At 69.8% G+C, this 19,151-nt stretch carries 13 protein-coding genes; 11 read left to right on the plus strand and 2 right to left on the minus strand.

The genetic code is table 11. The annotated features are described in order from the left end of the window. Nucleotides 1-9: 9 nt before the first annotated feature. Both QM732_RS12255 and QM732_RS12260 read right to left on the minus strand, forming a co-directional pair. Nucleotides 10-1,014 (minus strand): P1 family peptidase, encoded by a 1,005-nt coding sequence (locus tag QM732_RS12255; protein ID WP_415656411.1) that lies wholly within the window; start codon nt 1,012-1,014, stop codon nt 10-12. Further along, on the minus strand, nt 1,011-1,979 hold the full coding sequence (locus QM732_RS12260) for an alpha/beta fold hydrolase (protein WP_415656412.1): 969 nt from the start codon (nt 1,977-1,979) through the stop codon (nt 1,011-1,013). Before QM732_RS12260 ends, QM732_RS12255 begins: the two co-directional genes overlap by 4 nt. Before the next feature lie 390 nt (nt 1,980-2,369). On the opposite strand from QM732_RS12260, the gene rsgA reads away from it, so the two are divergent. The 11 genes from rsgA to QM732_RS12315 all read left to right on the plus strand — a co-directional run bounded on the left by rsgA (nt 2,370) and on the right by QM732_RS12315 (nt 19,148). Continuing rightward, on the plus strand, nt 2,370-3,434 hold the full coding sequence (rsgA, locus tag QM732_RS12265) for a ribosome small subunit-dependent GTPase A (RefSeq protein ID WP_415656413.1): 1,065 nt from the start codon (nt 2,370-2,372) through the stop codon (nt 3,432-3,434). Between the two features lie 222 nt (nt 3,435-3,656). Beyond that, complete coding sequence (locus QM732_RS12270) at nt 3,657-5,426, plus strand: ABC transporter ATP-binding protein (RefSeq protein WP_415656414.1); 1,770 nt, start codon at nt 3,657-3,659, stop codon at nt 5,424-5,426. Further along, complete coding sequence (locus tag QM732_RS12275; RefSeq protein WP_415656415.1) at nt 5,426-7,285, plus strand: ABC transporter ATP-binding protein; 1,860 nt, start codon at nt 5,426-5,428, stop codon at nt 7,283-7,285. Before QM732_RS12270 ends, QM732_RS12275 begins: the two co-directional genes overlap by 1 nt. A 119-nt stretch (nt 7,286-7,404) precedes the next feature. Next, on the plus strand, nt 7,405-8,508 hold the full coding sequence (locus QM732_RS12280; protein ID WP_415656416.1) for an ABC transporter substrate-binding protein: 1,104 nt from the start codon (nt 7,405-7,407) through the stop codon (nt 8,506-8,508). Between the two features lie 9 nt (nt 8,509-8,517). After that, nucleotides 8,518-9,675: an LLM class flavin-dependent oxidoreductase gene (locus QM732_RS12285; RefSeq protein WP_415656417.1), complete on the plus strand. Its 1,158-nt coding sequence runs from the start codon at nt 8,518-8,520 to the stop codon at nt 9,673-9,675. 162 nt (nt 9,676-9,837) lie between these two features. Then, nucleotides 9,838-11,451 (plus strand): ABC transporter substrate-binding protein, encoded by a 1,614-nt coding sequence (locus QM732_RS12290; protein WP_415656418.1) that lies wholly within the window; start codon nt 9,838-9,840, stop codon nt 11,449-11,451. After that, nucleotides 11,451-12,512 carry an ABC transporter permease gene (locus QM732_RS12295; protein ID WP_415656419.1) on the plus strand — a complete coding sequence of 354 codons (1,062 nt, stop codon included), beginning with the start codon at nt 11,451-11,453 and terminating at the stop codon, nt 12,510-12,512. Before QM732_RS12290 ends, QM732_RS12295 begins: the two co-directional genes overlap by 1 nt. Then, on the plus strand, nt 12,509-13,348 hold the full coding sequence (locus tag QM732_RS12300; protein ID WP_415656420.1) for an ABC transporter permease: 840 nt from the start codon (nt 12,509-12,511) through the stop codon (nt 13,346-13,348). Before QM732_RS12295 ends, QM732_RS12300 begins: the two co-directional genes overlap by 4 nt. A gap of 2 nt (nt 13,349-13,350) precedes the next feature. Next, a complete protein-coding gene (locus QM732_RS12305) occupies nt 13,351-15,213 on the plus strand; it encodes a dipeptide ABC transporter ATP-binding protein (RefSeq protein ID WP_415656421.1) in 1,863 nt (620 codons plus the stop codon). Nucleotides 15,214-15,237: 24 nt separating this feature from the next. Further along, complete coding sequence (locus QM732_RS12310) at nt 15,238-16,515, plus strand: acyl-CoA dehydrogenase family protein (protein ID WP_415656422.1); 1,278 nt, start codon at nt 15,238-15,240, stop codon at nt 16,513-16,515. A gap of 134 nt (nt 16,516-16,649) precedes the next feature. Next, nucleotides 16,650-19,148 carry a TonB-dependent receptor plug domain-containing protein gene (locus QM732_RS12315; protein WP_415656423.1) on the plus strand — a complete coding sequence of 833 codons (2,499 nt, stop codon included), beginning with the start codon at nt 16,650-16,652 and terminating at the stop codon, nt 19,146-19,148. The last annotated feature ends 3 nt before the right edge of the window (nt 19,149-19,151 follow it).

Raw genomic sequence — 19,151 nt, forward strand, 5'->3', positions numbered from 1 at the left:
GCGTGCGGATCATCGGCCCTGCGAGGCCGCGTAGACCGCACGCGCGATGGCCCGCGCCAGGCAGTCGGCTGCCGCCGAGCCCAGCCGCCCCAGCTGCACCGGCCGTGATTCTCCCAAGGGATGGGCGCCGGAAGCCAACGCGAACACCGTGTCGCCATCGAATGGTGTGTGTGCCGGCCGCACTGCCCTCGCAATGCCGTCCTGCGCCATCATGGCCAGCCGCTTGCACTCGGCCGTCGTCAGGTCGGCATTGCAGGCCACCACCGCCAATGTCGTGTTCGCGCCGGACTGCATGCGACCCAGGCTGGCCAGCCGCGAGGCGTCGGGCATCGGGTCGACCACAGGCCCCAGGCCCGCCGGACGAACGCCGCCGAACTCTCCAGCGATCTCGAACGGCCAGGCCCAGAAGGTCTGCCCGTCAGGCATGTAGACCGAGCCAATGGGATTGGCGGCCACCAGCGCACCGACGACCAGCCCGTCCCCCAGCTCCAGCGATGCCGAGCCGATGCCGCCCGGCAGATACCCTGCCATGGCGCCCCGCCCTGCCCCTACGGAGCCCAGCGCGAAATCGCGCCGAGCGGCAGCGACGGCTGCCATGCCCCAATGGCGGTAGGGCGGCTCCAACCCCCAGCCCTTGTCGCCGCCATTGCCAAGGTCGTGCAGCACAGCCGCAGGCACGACGGGAATGGCTGGCGAGCCAGGCTTGAGCTGCAGTCCCTGCCCGTCAGCCGACAGCGCGGTGACCACGCCGTCCGCCACGGCCAGGCCAAACACCGAACCACCCGCCAACGCGATTGCATGAGCCTTGCCGACCAGATTCTCCGGCGCCAGCGCCTCGGTCTCGCGCGTGCCGGGGCCGCCGCCGCGCACGTCCACCGCCGCGACCCAGAAGCCGTCTGTGCGCAGCACCGTGGCTCCGGAGCGAACGGCTTCGTCGGTGACATGGCCAACCGTCAGGCCGGACACGTCCGTAATCAGGTTCAGGGGGCCGGGCTTGATTGCACAAAAGGTCATCGGACAACAGGCAGCCGCGCCACGAAGGCTGCGACATCGGCCGCCGACCGCTGCGGGATCTCGCGCTGCGGCAGGTGGCCGATGCCGGGGTAGACGATCAGCTCGGCCCCCGCGATCGCCGCGGCGAAGCGGCGCGAATGCTCTAGCGGCAGGATGGGGTCGATCTCCCCATGCAGCACCAACGTGGGCAGGTGCAGGCCAGCCAGGCGTTCGGCGGTGGCCGGGGCTTGCGCGCCCGGGGCGACGGACATCAGGATAGGACGGTGGCCAGGATAGCGCTGGTACAGCGCCCAGCGATCGACCAACTGGTCGCTGATCAGCGACTTGTCGCCCACCTGCGCCGTCAGCCCCTGGCGGATCAGTGGGCGGTTGTCGATGCGCTCCAGCACCGCGCGGCCCCAGGGGTGCCCCAGGATACGGAAGGCCAGTGACGGGGTGCTGGACGGCATGGGCCAGCCGGCGGCGTCCACGAGCACGAGGCCACGCAGCGTCTGCGGCGCAAGCAGTGCCACCTGCCAGGCCACACCGCCCCCCATGGAGTTTCCGGCCAGCACATATGGCGGCAGCTGGAGCTGCTCAGCCACACGCATGACCAACCTCGCCTGCGCCTCCCGGTCGATCTGCGTGCCTGCTGGCGCAGCGGTCAGGCCATGGCCGGGCAGGTCGAGGCTGATCACGCGATGGCTCGCCCTCAGCCCGTCGGCCCAACCTTCCCAGGTCGCGTAGGAGTCGCCATAGCCGTGCAACAGCACCAGCACGGGTGCTTCGGCAGGCCCCTCGTCGCGGTAATGCAAGCGCAGGCCGTCGCCGAGGTCGAGATAGCGGTCCGCCGGGGTGGCCCAACGGGCCTCCAGCTCGGCGGCGGGCAGATCGGGCGCGCGCAGCCACAGGAAAGTCACGAGCGCCGCGACGGCGAGCAGGAGCAACAAGGTCAGCAAAGGCAGCACGAGAAACTTGAACAGCAAGGCGGGCTCCGGAAGGAACAGAAAGCCCGTGAGCCTAGGTGGGCTGCAGTGTGCCGCCAAGCGCCGAATCCGAGGCTGCTTGTGCGCGGCGCGAGGATGGACTCCCGCTCCCTGAGGCCTCTCGCAATTGACGCGGACCACGCCCCACTGGCAGACTTGCGGGCTTCATCAACCCTGCCGAAAAGGAGAAGACCATGGAACAACAAGCAGATCGTGTCGCCCTCCTCGTGTCGGCCGCCTGAGCACCAAGCGCTCCTGACCCTGCGCCAGCTGCGGGTCCATTGATTGCCGCGCCAGTCGCGGCCGGCTTCCCATCCTCTTGCTCCGCACGCCGTCGCGTGCGGATGGGTCCGCGCACGCGCGGACGAGGCCAACACTCAATGGATTCCCATGATCGAACTCGACTTCGAGACACTGCAGGCACTCGGGCTCACACACACCATCGCCGGCCGCGCCGCACAACTCGCCCCACCCGACGCAGGAACACGCCTGGCGCGCGTGACCGAATCGCAACGTGACTGCTTCACGCTGCACGACGGCCGCGCCGAACTGCAGGCCCGCGCGCTGCCCCGGCTGGTGCAGCAGCTGCAGGCCACCGGCCAGCTGTTGACGATCGGCGACTGGGTCGGCATGCACGTCGACACGCACGGCCAAGCCTGGATCGTCGACCGGGTCGCCCCCGTCACGCAGATCGCGCGCCGCGCCAACGACGGGCGCCGCCAACCGCTCGCCAGCAACGTCGATGCGGCGCTGCTGGTGATGGGGCTGGATGCGGACTTCAACGCCCGCCGCATGGAGCGCTACATCGCGATGGTGCGCGCCTGTGATGTGGCGCCGGTCGTCGTGCTCACCAAGCTCGACATCGCGCCGCTCGCTCAGGTGCGCATCGCCGAGATGTACGGCCGCCTGCCGGCGACTGTCCCGGTGCTGCCGGTCAATGCGCTGTCGCGCCAGGCGTGCACGGAGATCGGCCCATGGCTGCACGCCGGCCAGACGCTCGTGTTGCTCGGCTCCTCCGGTGCCGGCAAGTCGACGCTCATCAACACCTTGACCGACGCCAGCCAGTCGACGGGCGCCGTCCGCAGGGGCGACGGCCGCGGCCGCCACACGACGACGGCTCGCTCGATGCATCTGTGCCCGCAAGGCGGCTGCATCATCGACACGCCAGGCATGCGAACGTTCCGGCCTGATGCCGAGGCCGAGACGCTCGCTGCGACCTTCGAGGACGTTCAGTCGCTCTCCCAGCAATGCCGGTTCCGCGACTGCCGTCACGAATCCGAGCCCGGGTGCGCGGTACGCGTCCATGTCGATGCCGACCGGCTGGACAACTACAAGAAGTTGATGCGCGATGCCCAGCGCGGCGAGATGAGCGCGCTCGAACGCATCGAGCAGCGCAGCAAGTGGAAGGCAATCGGCAAGGCAGGCAGCCAGCGCGCGCGCGAGAAGCGATCCTGAGCGGCATGGGGACCGTCGCGGGCAGCGATCCCACTCCCGGGCGCGACAGTTTCACCACCATCCCTGCTGGAAAGCGCGCAGCACTGCTGATTTCCCAGCAGCGCCATCCCGTGGCAACGCAGCTTGCCACGGGGCGGGCGCGCTGGCGTGGAAGTTGCTCGAAGTCAACGATCACCACCCGGCCGCCCTGGCCGGGTTTCCGTTTCCTCTGCCCCTCTCCCGATGCCCTCTGCCCGATCGCCACTGTGGCGAAGCCTGCTCCTGTACCGCGACATCCCCTGGCACTTCCTCGTCACCGCGCTGCTCTTCCTGCTTGGCAACATCGCCTTCGCCGGCCAGCAGTGGCTGGTGGGGCGCGCCGCCCACGCGCTGGAGGAAGGCGCTTCCCTGGGCGCGCGCGCGGCGCTTGACGGCGTGCTGTTCTGGTGTGCCTGGCTGCTGGGCGTGGCGCTGCTGCGCGGCGGGCTGCAGTACGCCGCCGGGCTGGCCTCGCTGATCAGCGGCCAGCAGTTGCTGACGCTGTTGCGCGAGCGCATCCTCATGCAGGTCCAGCGACTGGACCTGGGCTACCACTGGCGCCATGGCGTTGGCGAACTGGTCACGCGCACGACGCGTGATGCCGACAAGCTGCGCGATGCACTGATCAACTTCTGGAGGCAGGTGTTCGAGCTGAGCCTGGTGGTCACCGCCACGCTGGCGGTCCTGGCCTGGTACCACCCGCTGCTGGCCCTGGTGCCGCTGGTGCTGATCGCCGCCGCCATCACGCTCTTCCTGCGCCAGACCAACCATCTCGTCACGCTGGACCGCGCCGTGGGCGCCGCCTACGACGAGGTCAACCAGGAGCTGTCCGAAGGCGTGAACGGCGTGCGCGTCATCAAGTCCTTCGTGCTGGAAGGGCAGCGCGCCGAGCGCTTCGAAGCCCAGGTGGGCGTCTTCATGCGGCAGGCCACTGCCGCCCTCGCCTACGCCTGCGCCCGCGTGCCGCTGCCCCAGGCGGTGGTGGCGCTTGGCCAGGTGTGGATCCTGGTGTACGGGCTGCACCTCGTGGAGGCAGGCCAGCTGCACCGCGGCGAGCTGGTGGCAGCACTGCTGATGGCCAACGTGCTGATATTCCGCGCCGAAGGCGTGGGCCGCGTCATGCAGATCTTCGCCGACGCGCGCTCCTCGGCGGCTCGCATCTGGGAGCTGCTGGATGCCGAGCCGGCCATTCAGGGCGGCAACGCCCGCCTTCCCGAGCGTCACTCGCCACTCGGCTTGCGGCTGGAGCACGTGGCCGTGCGCGCGCCGGGCGGCAGCACGGCGATCCTGGACGACTGCAGCCTTGGCATCGCGCCCGGTGAGGTCGTGGCCCTCGTGGGCGCGACCGGTGCCGGCAAGAGCACCCTCGTCAGCCTGCTTCCGCGCCTGCTGGATGCAGACGTCGGACGGCTGCTTCTGGGCAGTGACGACGGTGGCTGGACCGACCTGCGCACGCTGCGCCTTGACGTGCTGCGCCAGGCGGTACAGGTGGTGCCGCAGGAAGCCTTCCTGTTCTCCGACACGCTGGCGGCCAACCTGCGGCTGGCCGCTCCGCTGGCCGACGACGCAGCGCTGCAGCGCGCCCTGCACGTTGCCTGCGCGGACGAGGTCGTAGAGCGGCTGCACGACGGGCTGCAGACACGGGTGGGCGATCGCGGCGTCACGCTGTCTGGCGGCCAGCGCCAGCGCCTGGCGCTGGCCCGCGCGTTGCTGGCTCGGCCGCGTCTGCTGGCCCTGGACGACGCGACCAGCGCGCTGGACGCGCTCACCGAGCAGCGCGTGTTCAGCCGGCTGCGCGCCCTGCGTCAGGAGGATGGCGGTGGCACCACGGTGCTGATGGTGGCCAGCAAGCTCTCCACCGTGCTGCAGGCCGACCGTGTACTGCTGCTGGTCGATGGACGCATCGCCGCCCAGGGCCGGCACGCCGAGCTGACGCGCCACCGGACCTACCGCGAACTGCTGGGGCTGGACTGATGGCAGCCCGCGACATGCGAGGACAGCGTCCACTGTCCGACATCGAACTCGAGCAGGCGCTCGCCCGCAAGGCGCTGGACCGCGGCATGTTCTGGCGGCTGCTCCCGCTGCTGGGCAGCGTGCGGCGCGAACTGCTGGCCGTCATCGTGCTGGAGGCGCTCCTGGTGGGCGCCGTGTTTCTGCGGCCCTGGTTCGTGGGACAGGCGCTTGACCACGCGCTCGTTCCTGCCGACGGCGGCTGGAAGATCGACACGCAACTGGCGACGCTTCTCGGTGTGGGCATGGCTCTAACCTGGGTGCTGAGGTTTGCCCTGTCGGGCCTGTCGCAGTACCTTGCAGGTGCCGCGGCGCTGCGGGTGCTGAACACGCTGCGAATACGTGTGTACCGGCATGTGCAGTCGCTCAGCGTGCGCTTCTTCGACAAGACCAAGGCCGGTCGCATCATCTCGCGCGTGGATCGCGACGTGGACGCTCTGGAGCCACTGCTGATCCAGGGCCCGCCGGAACTGTTGTCGGCGGCGTTGCGCTGCGGTGTGGCGGCGTTGCTGATCCATGCCATCTCGCCCACGCTCTTCCTCGCGCTGGCCGCCGTCGTGCCGCTGCTCGTGCTGGGTATCTGGGGTTTCAAGCGCATCTCACAGAAGAACTGGGGCCTGGTGGCCGAGGCCCGCGCGCGCTTCACCGCACACCTCGTCGAGACCGTGGCTGGCGTGCGCATCATTCAGCAGACCGTGCAGGAAGATGCCAACCGCCACCACTACCGCACGCTGCTGGATGACTTCAACCACACGTTGATCCGCGGCAACCGCAAGTCCGGCTGGTTCCTGCCCTATGCCGCGCTGCTGACCAGCGCGGGCATGGCGCTGCTGCTCGCGGGCGGTGCCGGTGCCGTGGCGCGCGGCGAGCTGAGCTTCGGCCAGGTCGTGCAGTGCCTGTTCTACGTGCAGCTCTTCCTCGGCCCGCTGCAGGAGCTGTCCGACCTGCTGGAACGCTACACCAGCGGTGCAGCGTCGGCGCAGCGCGTCTTCCTGCTGCTGGACACCGAGCCTGAGGTGGCCGACCCCGCCGACCCCAGGCCGCTTGCAACCGTTCGCGGTGACATCCACTTCGACCGCGTCGGCTTCGCCTACGAACACCAGCGCCCTGTCATCCGAGGACTGGACTTGCACATCGCGCCCGGCGAGGTGCTGGCCATCGTCGGCCCCACCGGCCATGGCAAGAGCACGCTCGTTCAGCTGCTCACGCGCTTCTATGACATCGGCGAGGGCGCCGTGCGGCTGGACGGCATCGACATCCGGGACCTCGCTCAGCACGCGTTGCGCCGACATGTGGGCGTGGTGCTGCAGGAGAACATGCTGTTCTCCGGCAGCATCCTCGACAACCTGCGGCTGGCTGCACCAACGGCCAGTGACGCGCGACTCATAGCCGCCGCCCGCGATCTCGGTGCCGATGCGGTACTGGAGCGGCTTGCGCTGGGCTACGACACACCCGTCGGCCCCATGGGCAGCCAGCTCAGCCAGGGCCAGCGCCAACTGGTTTGCCTGGTACGCGCCTACCTGGCCGACCCTGCCGTGCTCGTCATGGACGAGGCCACCTCAGCCGTGGACGTGCAGACAGAGCGCCGCATCCAGGCCGCGTTGCGGCGGCTTTGCGAGGGCCGCACGGCCATCATCATCGCCCACCGACTGGCCACCATACGCGACGCCGACCGCATCGCCGTCATCGAGCAGGGCCGCATCGTCGAAATCGGCCCCCACGCAGAGTTGATCGACGCCGGCGGCGCCTACTCGCGGCTGTACCGCGCCTACGAACAGGCATCGTTCGGCGCCAGCGTAGAAACCAGCCCGGCACTGGCCTGAAGCCAGCAGCGGTTGCTGCGTTCGACGCGCAGCGATGCAGAAACGGGGTGTTCTTGCCGGAAAAACGCTGGCACGGATCTGGCGATTGAAGGGTTGCCCCTTCACCTCCAGGACATCCCATGAGCACCCCCAAGACCTCCGTCGACACTGTCTGGTTCACCCGCTGCCCCGTGCCCACCGCCACCGGCCTGGCCTACCGCCTGGGCTGGCTGGGAGAGGACTTCGCCCGCGACGGCATTGAACTGAAGACACTGCAGGAAGTTGGCGGCGACCTCGCCCGCCATCACTATGACCACGAGCTGACCACGCTGGTCCGCGAAGGCGGCAACCTGCTGGCCATCCCCGCACGCGCCCAGGGCGCGCCGACGCGGCTGGTGGGCCTGACCTGGATCGACGAGTTCCAGGCCATCCTCGTGCGCCCCGACTCCCCAATCAGCCGCCCCGAGCACCTGCGCGGCCAGCGTCTGGCGCTGCCGGCATTCCGCGCCGCTGACCTGGCCCAGAACCGTCGCGGCCGCAGCATCGCGCGCGGCATGAGCCTGGCGGGCTACAAGGGCGCGCTGAACTCCGTGGGCCTGTCGCTGGACGATGCCCGCCTCGTCGAGCTGCCCGCAGCGCCGCCGCGCGAAGGCGACGCCGGCCATCTTGCCGGTGGACCCGCGGGCGGCGGCGCACGCAGCGCCGAGAGCCTGGGAACCGGCCTGTGGGAAGGCATCCTGCCGCTGCTGCGCGGCGAGGTGGATGCCGTCTACGTCAAAGGCGCTGCCGCACTGGAGGCCGCCCAGCGCCTGGGCGCCAAGGTCGGCATCGACCTGGACCAACTGCCGGAGAAGCGCTTTCGCGTCAACAACGGCACGCCGCGGCCCATCACCGTACACCAGTCGCTCATCGACGACCACTTCGAGCTGCTGGTGCGCTTCCTGACACAGACGCTGCGCGCCGCCGAATGGGCCAAGACCCACCTGAAGGAGACGCTGGAGATCCTGCAGGGCGAGACGCGCGCTGGCAGCGAGGGCGTCAGCGGCGCATACCGCAACGGCTTCCACCTCACGCTGGCGCCCGACCTCAGCGAGGAGCGCGTGGAGCTGTTCCGCCAGCAGAAGAACTTCCAGCTCACGCACGGATTCCTGGACCGGGATTTCGACTTCGACGCGTGGATCGACCCGCGCCCCCTGGCCGCCGCGCACGAGCGCCTCGCCCAGCAGCTGCGCGCCGCCGCCTGAGGAACCAAGATGGCCGTCAAGATCCTCTGGTACCTGACCGCGCCTGATGGCCCCTACCCCTGGGAGCCGCAGGGCCGTTGGAAGACCGACTTCCGCCACCTCGAACAGCTTGCCGTCACCATCGACCGGCTGGGGTACTACGGCGCCCTGCTCGGCAGCAGTGCCAACGAGAGCCTGGCCGTCGCCGCCGCGCTGATCGCGCAGACGCACCGGATGCGCTTCCTCGTCGCGCAGCACCCAGGCGAGCTGTCGCCCGCCGTGCTGGCCAAGTATGCGCAGACCTTCGACGCCTTCTCGGGTGGTCGACTGCTGTTCAACGTCGTCAACGGCAACGACGCCGGCCTCGCTGCTCTGGGCGTGCACTACCCGCACGACGAACGATACGACTTCAGCTGGGAGTACTGGGACGCGTTCCGACGCGTCTATGACGGCGACACCAGCGGCTACGAGGGTCGCTACGTGAAGCTGGCTCCGCGCCACTCCGGCCCCAGTCCGATGGGCACCTGGAACGGCCCGACCCAGCCGGGCGGCGTGCCGCTATGGGGTGCCGGCACCTCGGCGCCGGGCGTCGCGCACTCGGTCAAGCTGCTGGACGTCTACCTCTCCTTCGCCAACACGCCGCCGCTGCTGGGCGACAAGTTCCGCCGCGTCGGCGCCGAGGCCGAGAAGATCGGCCGCAAGCTGCAGTACGGCACGCGGCTGCAGGTCATCGTGCGCGAGACGGAGGAGGAGGCCTGGGCTCATGCCGAGTGGCTGCTTTCCAAGTCGTCGCTGGAGCACGCAAAGCGTTCCGCGCAGCGCCAGCTCAAGCCCGGCGAGACACTGGAGACCTTCCGCAGCGACAACCCCATCATCCAGCGCAACGCCCAGAGCCTGCTCGCCGGGCGCCTGCCCACGGCCCGCGAGCTGGAGATCTATCCCAACGTCTGGGTCGGCCCCGCGTGGTTCGGCTTCGACATCCTCGGCCCGGCCTCCGGCACGACGCTGGTGGGTAGCGCCGAGAACGTCGCCGCACGCATCCGCGAATACGAGGCCCAGGGCACCAACGCCTTCATCCTGTCCGGCTTCCCGCTCATCAGCGAGGCTCAGCGCGTGGCCGACCTGCTGCTGCCACTGCTGGACCTGGACCACGGCTTCGACGTTCCCGCGCTGCGCGCCGGGCGCTGATGGACAACTCGAAGCAGCCCCTGCGCAGATCCACGCAGCGCTTCATCCAGGGACGCTGATTTCAGGGCTGCACGGGCCTGTTTCGAGCCGTTTCACGGTGGCACGGACCCTGCTATCCATCGGTGAACCCTTCTCACCTCCACGTTCATTTCCCTTCTGCCGATGAGCCGCTCCAACCCACCCCATGACATGCCCGACGACGCGCTGCGCCGCTCACTGCTGCGCCGCGGCTGGCTGGCCGCAAGCGCCGGCCTGCTGGCCGGCACGGGGCTGCTGGGCGGTTGCGGCGAGCACGCCGACAAGTCGACCGCACAACCCGGGCCCGGCACCGCCGCCGACACGCCCCGACGCAGCGCCGGCGCAGTGCGCTTTGGCGTCATCGAAGGCGGCCAGGCCGGCAACCTCGACGCGCACAAGCCCATCGGCAGCGGCGCATTCCGCGGATGGGCGCTGTACGCCAAGCTGTGGGAGTGGGGGCTGGACGGCCAGCCCACGCTGGCGCTGGCCGAATCCGCCGAGGTCAACGCCGATGGCACGGAGTGGACCATCCGCCTCAAGCCGGACCTGGAGTTCCATCATGGCAAGACCATCGACGCCGACGACGTCATCTTCTCGCTTCGCCGTCTGACCGACCCGGCACTGGCCTCGCCTTACGCGGCCTACCTGTATTCGCTGCGCCGCGACGATGTGCGCAAGCTCGACGCGCGCACTGTGCGCATCCCCTTCGAGGAGGGACAGGGCCTGGTGGCGCTGGCCGAGTGCTGGATGAGCTGGGGCGGCATCGTCCCCGTGGACTACCACCCGGTCAACAACGTGGTGGGAGCTGGCCCCTACCGGCTGAAGAGCTTCACGCCCGGCCAACGCTCGGTGTTCACGCGCTTCGAGAACTACTTCAAGGCCGGTCAGCCCTGGTTCGACGAGGTCCACATCCACGACTTCTCGGACCAGACAGCGCGGCTGCAGGCCCTGCAGGCTGGCCAGATCGACATCGCGCCCAACATCGCGCCAGAACAACTCAAGTTCCTCGACGGCGACACGCGCTTTCGCATCGTCTCCTCGCAGACTGACGCCTGGCAGTCGCTGGACATGAACCTCGACAAGCCGCCGTTCGACAGGCCGCAGGTGCGTCGCGCATTCCGCCTCATCGCCGACCGCAAGGAGCTGGTGGAACGTGTGCTGCAGGGGCGCGGCCGCGTCGCCAACGATCTCTACTCGCCAGGTGACCCGGTCTACGACCATGCCATCCCGCAGCGCCAGCGCGACCTGGCCGAAGCGCGCCGCCTGCTGGCCGAGGCGGGCTTCAAGGACGGGCTGGAGGTGGAGCTGGTGACACCCGGCTCCAAGGCCGCCCTCGTCTTTGCGCAGCAGGCCAAGGAGGCCGGCGTGACTGTCAACGTCAAGCAGGTCGACAGCCCCACCTTCACCGGGCCGAACCGCACCTCCTGGGCTTTCAGCACCGGCGCTGGTGTGTCGCGCCCCTTTTTGCTCACCGTGCAGCAGCACGACGGCCCGCGCGCCGCCAGCAACAAAACGCACTTCCGCGACCCGCGCTTCGGCGAGCTCATCACCGCTGCACTGGCCCAACCCGACCTCGACAAGCGCAAGCAGCTCGTGCACGAGGCGCAGCGCATCCAGCACGAACACGGCGGGCTGCTGATCTGGGGCTTCGCCGACACGCTGGACGCTGTCGCGGCCGACATCGGCGGCGTCACCCCCGACCGCACCGGCTTCGCCGCCTGGCGCACCGACCGCATCTGGCGCCGGGAGCCCGCCTGATGGCCAGGCTCAAGTTCCCCAAGCTGCCGACCTGGGCACCCTGGTTCGCCGGCCGCCTGTTGACCGGCCTGGGCGTGGTGGTCGCTATCTCCATCGTCGTTTTCGCGTCCACGCAGGCACTGCCGTCCGATCCCGCGCGCATCATCCTCGGCCCCGAGGCCAGCGAGGCCACCATCGCCGTGCTGCGCGAGCAGCTGGGGCTGAACAAGCCCATCGTCGTGCAGTACCTGAGCTGGGCCGGACAGATGCTGTCCGGTGATCTGGGCCGCTCCATCGACTCCAACGTGCCGGTGGGGGAGCTGCTGCGCTCGCGCTTCGCCAATTCGTTGCTGCTGACCGCCTGCGTCGCACTGACCGCACTGCCGCTGGCACTGGCGCTGGGCGTGTGGCTGGCGCTGCGGCGCGACACCACCACCGACCGCCTCGCGCTTGGCGCGCTGGTGCTGCTCAAGGCCGTGCCGGGATTCGCCATCGCCATCCTGCTGGTGATGCTGTTCTCCACCTCGGTGTTCAAGGTCCTGCCCGCAGCCTCGCTGCTGGACCCCGACCGCGGCCTGCTGTCGCAATGGCGCTACCTCGTGCTGCCCACCGTGACGCTCGCGCTCTCCATCGCCCCCTATCTGCTGCGGCTGGTGCGCGCCTCCATGATCGAGGTGCTGGAGAGCGACTACGTTGCAGCCGCCAGGCTGCGCGGCATCCCCGAGCGCCGCATCGTCTGGCGCCACGCGTTGCCCAACGCGCTGATCCCCGCCATCCAGGGCGTGGCAATGACGCTGCGCGTGCTGTTCGGCGGCGCGCTGATTGCCGAGGTGGTGTTCAGCTACCCAGGCATCGGCAACACGCTGAACGCCGCCATCGAAATGCGCGACATGCCCATGATCCAGGCCATCGTGCTGGTCATCACCGTCGGCATCGTCGCCATCAACCTTGCTGCCGACCTGGCCACGGTGCTGCTGACGCCACGGCTGCGCACAGCCGGCCGCATCAAGGCGCGTGCCCCGGGGCTGCGCCATGCGCTGCGGCTGGGCCGCGGCCAGATCCGACCGAGGTACGCCCGATGAGCGCGCCCCGCAAGTCCTTCTGGCGCCTGACGCTGGCTCAGGGCCAGGTGCGCCTGGGCCTGGTGGCCACGCTGCTTGTCGTCGCGTTCGCATTGCTGGGGCCCTGGCTGGCACCGCACGAGCCCACTGCACTGGTCGGTCCCACCTATGGCCGCGCGGCGGCGGGTGCGCCGCTCGGGCACGACTTCCTGGGGCACGACGTGTGGTCGCGCCTGCTGGCCGGCGGCGCCTCGGTGGTGTGGATGTCGCTCGCCACGTCGGCACTGGCACTGGCCGCCGGCAGTGTGCTGGGCGTACTGGCCGCCTATGCGCGAGGCCGTGTCGACCAGGCCATTGTCTGGTGCGCCGACGTCTTCCTTGCCTTCCCTGACCTCATCCTCGTTCTGCTCATCGTCTCCATGCTGGGGCGCAGCCACGGCATCGTCGTGCTGACCGTCGCACTGGCCTTCGTGCCCGGCGTGATCCGGCTGGCGCGCGGCGTCGCGCTGAACGTGGTGCGCCAGGAGTTCGTCGAGGCGGCCGAGCTGCTGGGCTACCCGCGCCACCGCATCGTGCTGCGCGAAATCCTGCCCAACATCGCCACCCCGCTGCTGGTGCACCTGGGCGTGATGCTGACCTGGGCCGTGGGCATGCTGTCGGGCCTGGCCTTCCTGGGTTACGGCGTAGCGCCGCCGGCAGCCGATTGGGGACTGATGATCAACGAGAACCGTGCCGGCCTGCTGGTGCAGCCGCTGGCCGTGGCAGCACCGGTGCTGTTGGTGGCACTGTTCGCGCTGGGCACCAACCTGCTGGCCGAGGGCGCGGGCCGCGCGGCGGCCCGCATCGAGGAACGATGAACATGCTGGCACTCGCCGAGTTCCCCGAACACATCGCTGTGCCGCTCCCTGTCGAGGCCGCACCGCTGCTCGAAGTGGAAGGCCTGCGCGTCGAGCTGCCCTCCGGCGCCGATATCGTGGCCGACATCGCGCTGTGCATCGCACCCGGCCAGGTGCTCGGGCTGGTGGGCGAATCCGGCTCCGGCAAGAGCACCATCGCGCTGGCGCTGCTGGGCCACGCCCGTGACGGCGCCCGTATCACCGCCGGCCGCGTGCGCGTGGGCGGGCATGAGCTGCTGGGCCTGGCGCCCGACGCGCTGCGCCGCCTGCGCGGCAAGCTCGTCGCCCACGTCGCGCAAGACCCGGCCGCCGCGCTGAACCCGCTGCGCCGCATCGGCACACAGCTCGCCGAGGTGCTGGAGATCCACGAGCCCGACCTGGCCGCCGATGCGCGCCACCAGCGCGTACTGCAGGTGCTCGCCGATGTGGATCTACCGGCCGAAGCCGAGTTCCTGCGCCGCTTTCCACATCAACTCTCGGGTGGACAGCAGCAGCGCGTGCTGCTGGCGCTGGCCTTCGTCACGCGACCCCAGCTCATCGTGCTCGACGAGCCCACCACCGCGCTGGACGTGACCACCCAAGCCAAGGTGCTGGCGACCGTTCGCAGCCTGTGCCGGCGCCACGGCGTGGCAGCGGTCTACGTCTCGCACGACCTCACCGTGGTGCGCAACCTCGCCGACCAAGTCGTGGTGCTGTACGCCGGTCGCATCGTTGAGCAGGCCGCGCTTCACCCGTTGTTCGAGTCGCCACGCCACCCCTACACGCAAGGACTGCTCGCGGCCATACCGGACGTGGCCGAGCGGCGCCCGCCCCAGCCCATCCCAGGTCACGCGCCGGCTCCTGGCCACCGTCCGGGCGGCTGTGCCTTCGCCGCACGCTGCACACTGGCAGGCGACGCCTGCCGCGCCACCGCCCCGGCGCTGCTGCAGTCCTCACCCGGGCGGCTGCTGGCCTGCCATCGGGCCGATGCCGGCCCTGCGTTCAGCCGCGGCGCGGCGCAACCCGAGGCCACCGTCGCCGCCAACGGCCGGCCGCTGCTCCAGGCCGAACGCGTCAACGCCTGGTACGGCGACCGGCAGGTGCTGTTCGAGGCCTCGCTGGCGTTGGCGCCGGGCGAGTGCCTGGCGCTGGTGGGCGAGTCCGGCTCAGGCAAGACCACGTTGGCCCGGGCTCTGGCGGGCCTGGGGGAGCAGGCGCGCGGCTCACTGCGCTACGCCGGTGCCACGCTTGCGCTGCGCTCCCGCGAGCGGCCGGCTGACCAGCGCCGCCAGATCCAGTACATCTTCCAGAACCCCTACCGATCGCTGAACCCGCGCCTCACCGTCGGAGAGACGCTGGCCACCGCCGCACGCCATTTCTTCGGCATCCGTGCCGACGAGGCCGCCCGGCGCGTCGAACAGGCACTGGCACAGGTGGCACTGCCAGCCTCGGCGGCTGCAGCCTACCCACGCGAGCTGTCGGGTGGCGAGCGCCAGCGCGTGGCCATCGCTCGCGCGCTGATCTGCGAGCCACGGCTGCTGATCTGCGACGAGATCACATCAGCATTGGACGTGTCGGTTCAGTCGACCATCCTCGACCTACTTGCCCGACTGCAACGCGGTGGCCTGGCACTGCTGTTCGTCACGCACGACCTGGGTGTCGTGCGCGCGGTGGCCCAGCGTGTGGCAGTACTGCGCCAGGGCGTGCTGGTCGAGCAGGGCACGGTGGACGAGGTGCTGGACGCGCCCACGCAGCCCTATACCCGCCGCCTCGTCATCGAGGCACCCACGCTCAACGCCGACACACGCCGCCTCGCGCCACCACTGCGCTACCGCTTCGCGACCTGACCTTTTCCGAACCGCCTGCACACGATGACTCTCGCCTCTCTCCTCACTCCCCCTGCGGCCGCCTTCGTGCCTGCCCGTCGCCTGGCCTCCGAGGCCGAAGCCCTGGACGCCGCGCGCCAGGCTGCAGCCGCCATCGGCGAAATCTCCGCCGATCCTGACCAGAACGATCGCGTGCCCGTGCGCCAGGCCGAGATCCTGTCGCAGTCCGGCGTCACCGCGATCTCGCTGCCCCGCGAGCTGGGCGGCCTGGGTGCGTCCGTGCCCACCGTCGTCGAGACCGTGCGCCTGATCTCGGCTGCCGACGGCGGCGTGGGCCAGTTGCTGCAGATCCACAACGTGATGATCCGCGGCGTCGCCAGCGGCTTCGAACCCGAAGTGCGCGACCAACTGGTGGCCGACATCCTTGCCGGCAAGCGATTCGGCAATGCGCTGGCCGAGGTGGGCGGCAAGAACAAGTTCGACCACAAGACCTTCGCCGAACGTCAGCCCGACGGCCGCCTCGTTCTGAACGGCAGCAAGTTCTATTCGACCGGCTGCTTGCTGGCCGAGTGGATCTCGCTGAGCGCCGGATCCACCGAAGGGCCGATCAACGTACTGCTGCACCGCGACACCCCAGGACTGGAGCTGCTGGACGACTGGCACGCCTTCGGCCAGCAGCACTCGGTCAGCGGCACCGTGCGATTCAACAACATCGTCGTCGACGAACGCTTCGTGCCGCGGCGCCCGGCTGCTGCCGGCGGCATGCCACGCACCGGGCTGACCTGGCCGCAGATCCTGCACGCCGCCATCGACACGGGCATCGCCCGCGGCGCGCTGGACGCCGCCGTGCAACACCTGCGCGTCAACACCCGCCCCTGGGTGGACGCCGAGGTGGAGCACGCTGTGCAGGAACCCCACATCATCAAGGCCGTCGGCGACTACGCGGTGCTGGTGCGCAGCGCCGAGGCGTTGCTGCGCTATGCGGCCGAGCTGTTCGATGAGCACAAGGCGGCCCCCGACGACAAGGCGCTGCAGGACGAACTCATCCTGGCCGTGGCCACGGCGCGCTCCGCCTCGGACGAAGCGTCGCTGCGCATCTCCAGCGACATGTTCTCGCTTCTGGGCGCCAACTCGTCGCTGACGAAGTGGAACCTGGACCGCTTCTGGCGCAATGCCCGCGTGCACACCACGCACGACCCGATCCGCTGGCGCGTCCACCACGTCGGCAACTACTACCTCAACGGCGTGGATCCGGCCGAGTACGGCGCCGCGCTGCGCGAGCGTCGCCAGAACGCCGGCATCAACGCCGCCGGCGCGCCATGAGCGCCGCGCCCAAGGCGCCAGGCCGCCGGCGTTGTTGACGCCCGCAGCGCTCCTTCCCCCCTTCCCCCCTTCTCCGTCTGCCTCACGGCGCAGCGCCGCTGCGTTGCGCCCCGTCACGCCTGCTCACTCCAGCCATGCCACAACGCTCTCCCACCCCCCTGCCCCGCCACACCCTGCTCGCGCTGCTGGCCGCCGCCTGCACTCCCGCCTTCGCCCAGACACCCGTTGCCACCGCAGCAGCGACAGCGACAGCGACAACAGCCAACAGCCTGGACGCCGTCGTCGTGACCGGCACGCGGCGGCTCGGGACCACCAGCCTGGACGCCCCCGCCCCGGTGGACGTGCTCAGCGCCGAGACGCTGCAAAGCACCGGTGCAGCCGACCTGTCACGCGCCCTCATCAGCCTGTCGCCCTCGTTCAGCGCGCCGTCCACGCCCAACGGCGGCTTCGCTTCATCCATCCCGGCCGGCGCGGCGCTGCGCGGTTTGTCGGCCGACGAAGTGCTGGTACTCATCAACGGCAAGCGCCGTCACGTCGGCGCCAACTTCACGCGCCAAACGCTGGCAGGTGGCCGCGGCGCGGCAGCGGTGGACCTGAGCCTGATCCCCGTCAGCGCCATCGAGCGCGTGGAGATCCTGCGCGACGGCGCAGCGGCCCAGTACGGCTCCGACGCCATAGCCGGCGTCATCAACATCGTGCTGAAGTCACGCGAGGACGGTGGTGGCGCCAGCTACCGCTGGGGCGGCCTCACGCATGAAGGGCGCGGCGGCGAACAGCACACCATCAACGGCTGGAAAGGCCTGCCGCTGGGCAGCGACGGCTTCCTGACCCTGGCCTTTGACGCCGGCCAGCGCGCCAAGGCCAACAACACCCGCCCCGACCCGTCGCTGCCCGAGGACCATCCTTTCCGCAACTGGGCCTTCGGTTCGCCACAAGTCAAGGATCAGGTCAACCTCGTCGCCAACGCCGAGCTGCAGCTGACCGCGGACACCACGCTCTATGCCTTCGGCACCTGGGCGCAGCGCCAGACCCTCGGAGAAAACTTCTACGAGTCCAACACCGCGTCGTCGGTGCTGGCGCAGTCGGTCTACTTCCAGCAGCGCTACCCCAAGGGCCGCATCCCCGTCAACGTGTATGACCTCAGCGACGCCGCCTTCAACGCCGGCGTCCGCCATGGCAACGCCCGCACGGGCCAGTGGGACCTGTCAGCCAACCTGGGCCGCAACACCGTCAAGTCCACCGACCGCAACGGCATCAACCCCAGCTACGGGCCGGACTCGCCGTCCACCTTCTACACCGGCAGTCGCGAGAACACCCAGGCCAACGCCGCGCTGGACTACAGCCGCGACCTGGACGTCGCCGCACTGGCCTCCCCGCTGACCATCGCGGCCGGCGTCACGGCCCGCTGGGAGCGCTATGTCCTTGCGGCCGGCGACCCCATCGCCTACACACGCGGCCCCTTCTACAACCCGAGCCAGGTTCCCGGCGTGGGCGTGCCGGGGCTGTACTCCGGCATCACCGACCAGGACGCGCGCAGCATCTCGCGCAAGGTGGCCGGCGCCTACGTCAGCGCCGAGGCCAAGCTCACCGAGCAGCTCAACGTAGGCCTGGCCCTGCGCAGCGAGCACTACTCCGACTTCGGCAGCACCACCAACGGCAAGGCCTCGCTGCGCTACGAGTTCACGCCCGGCATCGCATTGCGCTCCACGGTCAGCAACGGCTATCGCGCGCCCTCTATCGTGCAGCTGGGCTACTCGGCCTACAGCGTGCAGACGGCCACCATCAATGGCCAGCCCGTCGACGTGCAGCAGCGCACACTGCTACCCGGCAGCCCGGTGGCCAGCCTGATCGGCGGCACTGCGCTGCGGCCGGAGAAGTCCAAGAACGCGTCGCTAGGCCTGGTGTGGCGCCTTGGCACGCAGGCCAGCGCCACGCTTGACGTGTACCAGATCGACATCAGCGACCGCATCGCGCTGTCGGAGAACCTCACCACCACCACGCTGCCGGCGCTGGCGCCGATCCTTGCGCCCTTCGGCATCAACAGCGCCGCCTTCTTCACCAACGTTCTGGACACCCGCACCCGCGGCGCCGAGCTGACCAGCAAGGTGCGTCTCGCGCTCGCCGGCTCGCAGCTGGACCTGAACCTCGGCTACGCCTGGAACCAGACGCGCATCACCCACGCCCGCGACGTGGCCACATCCACCGGCACGGTGATCCCCGCGATCCAGATCATCGGCCGCAACACGCGCGGCCTCATCGAGGAGATCACGCCCAAGAGCAAGCTGGTGCTGGGCGCCACCTGGCAGGCCGGCGGCTGGACGGTCAACGGCGGAGCGCGCCGCTACGGCAGCTGGACCAACCGCGCCACCAGCGCGCTGGATGACAAGACATACAGCCCGCAATGGGTGCTGGATGCCGAGCTGGCCTATGCCTTCGGCGGCGCGCTGCGCGGCCTGACGGTCGCCGCCGGCGCCATCAATCTGCTCGACAGCTACCCCGACGAGAACCCAACGATCGTCGCCAGCACGGGCAAGGCTGCCACCGGCAGCGGTGCGATCACCAAGTACAGCTTCAACGCCCCCGAGGGCGGCCTGGGCACCCAGGTCTATGCCCGTGTCTCCTACAGCTTCTGACCG

Origin of the sequence: Roseateles sp. (assembly GCF_047654805.1) — a bacterium.
Classification (GTDB): Bacteria; Pseudomonadota; Gammaproteobacteria; order Burkholderiales; family Burkholderiaceae_C; genus Pelomonas.

Excerpts from the sequence above, each read along its gene's own strand:
- rsgA (WP_415656413.1), top strand. The coding sequence starts at position 2,370 with ATGATCGAACTCGACTTCGAGACACTGCAGGCACTCGGGCTCACACAC.
- QM732_RS12280 (WP_415656416.1), top strand. The coding sequence starts at position 7,405 with ATGAGCACCCCCAAGACCTCCGTCGACACTGTCTGGTTCACCCGCTGC.
- QM732_RS12295 (WP_415656419.1), top strand. The coding sequence starts at position 11,451 with ATGGCCAGGCTCAAGTTCCCCAAGCTGCCGACCTGGGCACCCTGGTTC.
- QM732_RS12305 (WP_415656421.1), top strand. The coding sequence starts at position 13,351 with ATGCTGGCACTCGCCGAGTTCCCCGAACACATCGCTGTGCCGCTCCCT.
- QM732_RS12270 (WP_415656414.1), top strand. The coding sequence starts at position 3,657 with ATGCCCTCTGCCCGATCGCCACTGTGGCGAAGCCTGCTCCTGTACCGC.
- QM732_RS12290 (WP_415656418.1), top strand. The coding sequence starts at position 9,838 with ATGAGCCGCTCCAACCCACCCCATGACATGCCCGACGACGCGCTGCGC.
- QM732_RS12315 (WP_415656423.1), top strand. The coding sequence starts at position 16,650 with ATGCCACAACGCTCTCCCACCCCCCTGCCCCGCCACACCCTGCTCGCG.
- QM732_RS12285 (WP_415656417.1), top strand. The coding sequence starts at position 8,518 with ATGGCCGTCAAGATCCTCTGGTACCTGACCGCGCCTGATGGCCCCTAC.
- QM732_RS12255 (WP_415656411.1), bottom strand. The coding sequence starts at position 1,014 with ATGACCTTTTGTGCAATCAAGCCCGGCCCCCTGAACCTGATTACGGAC.
- QM732_RS12275 (WP_415656415.1), top strand. The coding sequence starts at position 5,426 with ATGGCAGCCCGCGACATGCGAGGACAGCGTCCACTGTCCGACATCGAA.
- QM732_RS12300 (WP_415656420.1), top strand. The coding sequence starts at position 12,509 with ATGAGCGCGCCCCGCAAGTCCTTCTGGCGCCTGACGCTGGCTCAGGGC.
- QM732_RS12310 (WP_415656422.1), top strand. The coding sequence starts at position 15,238 with ATGACTCTCGCCTCTCTCCTCACTCCCCCTGCGGCCGCCTTCGTGCCT.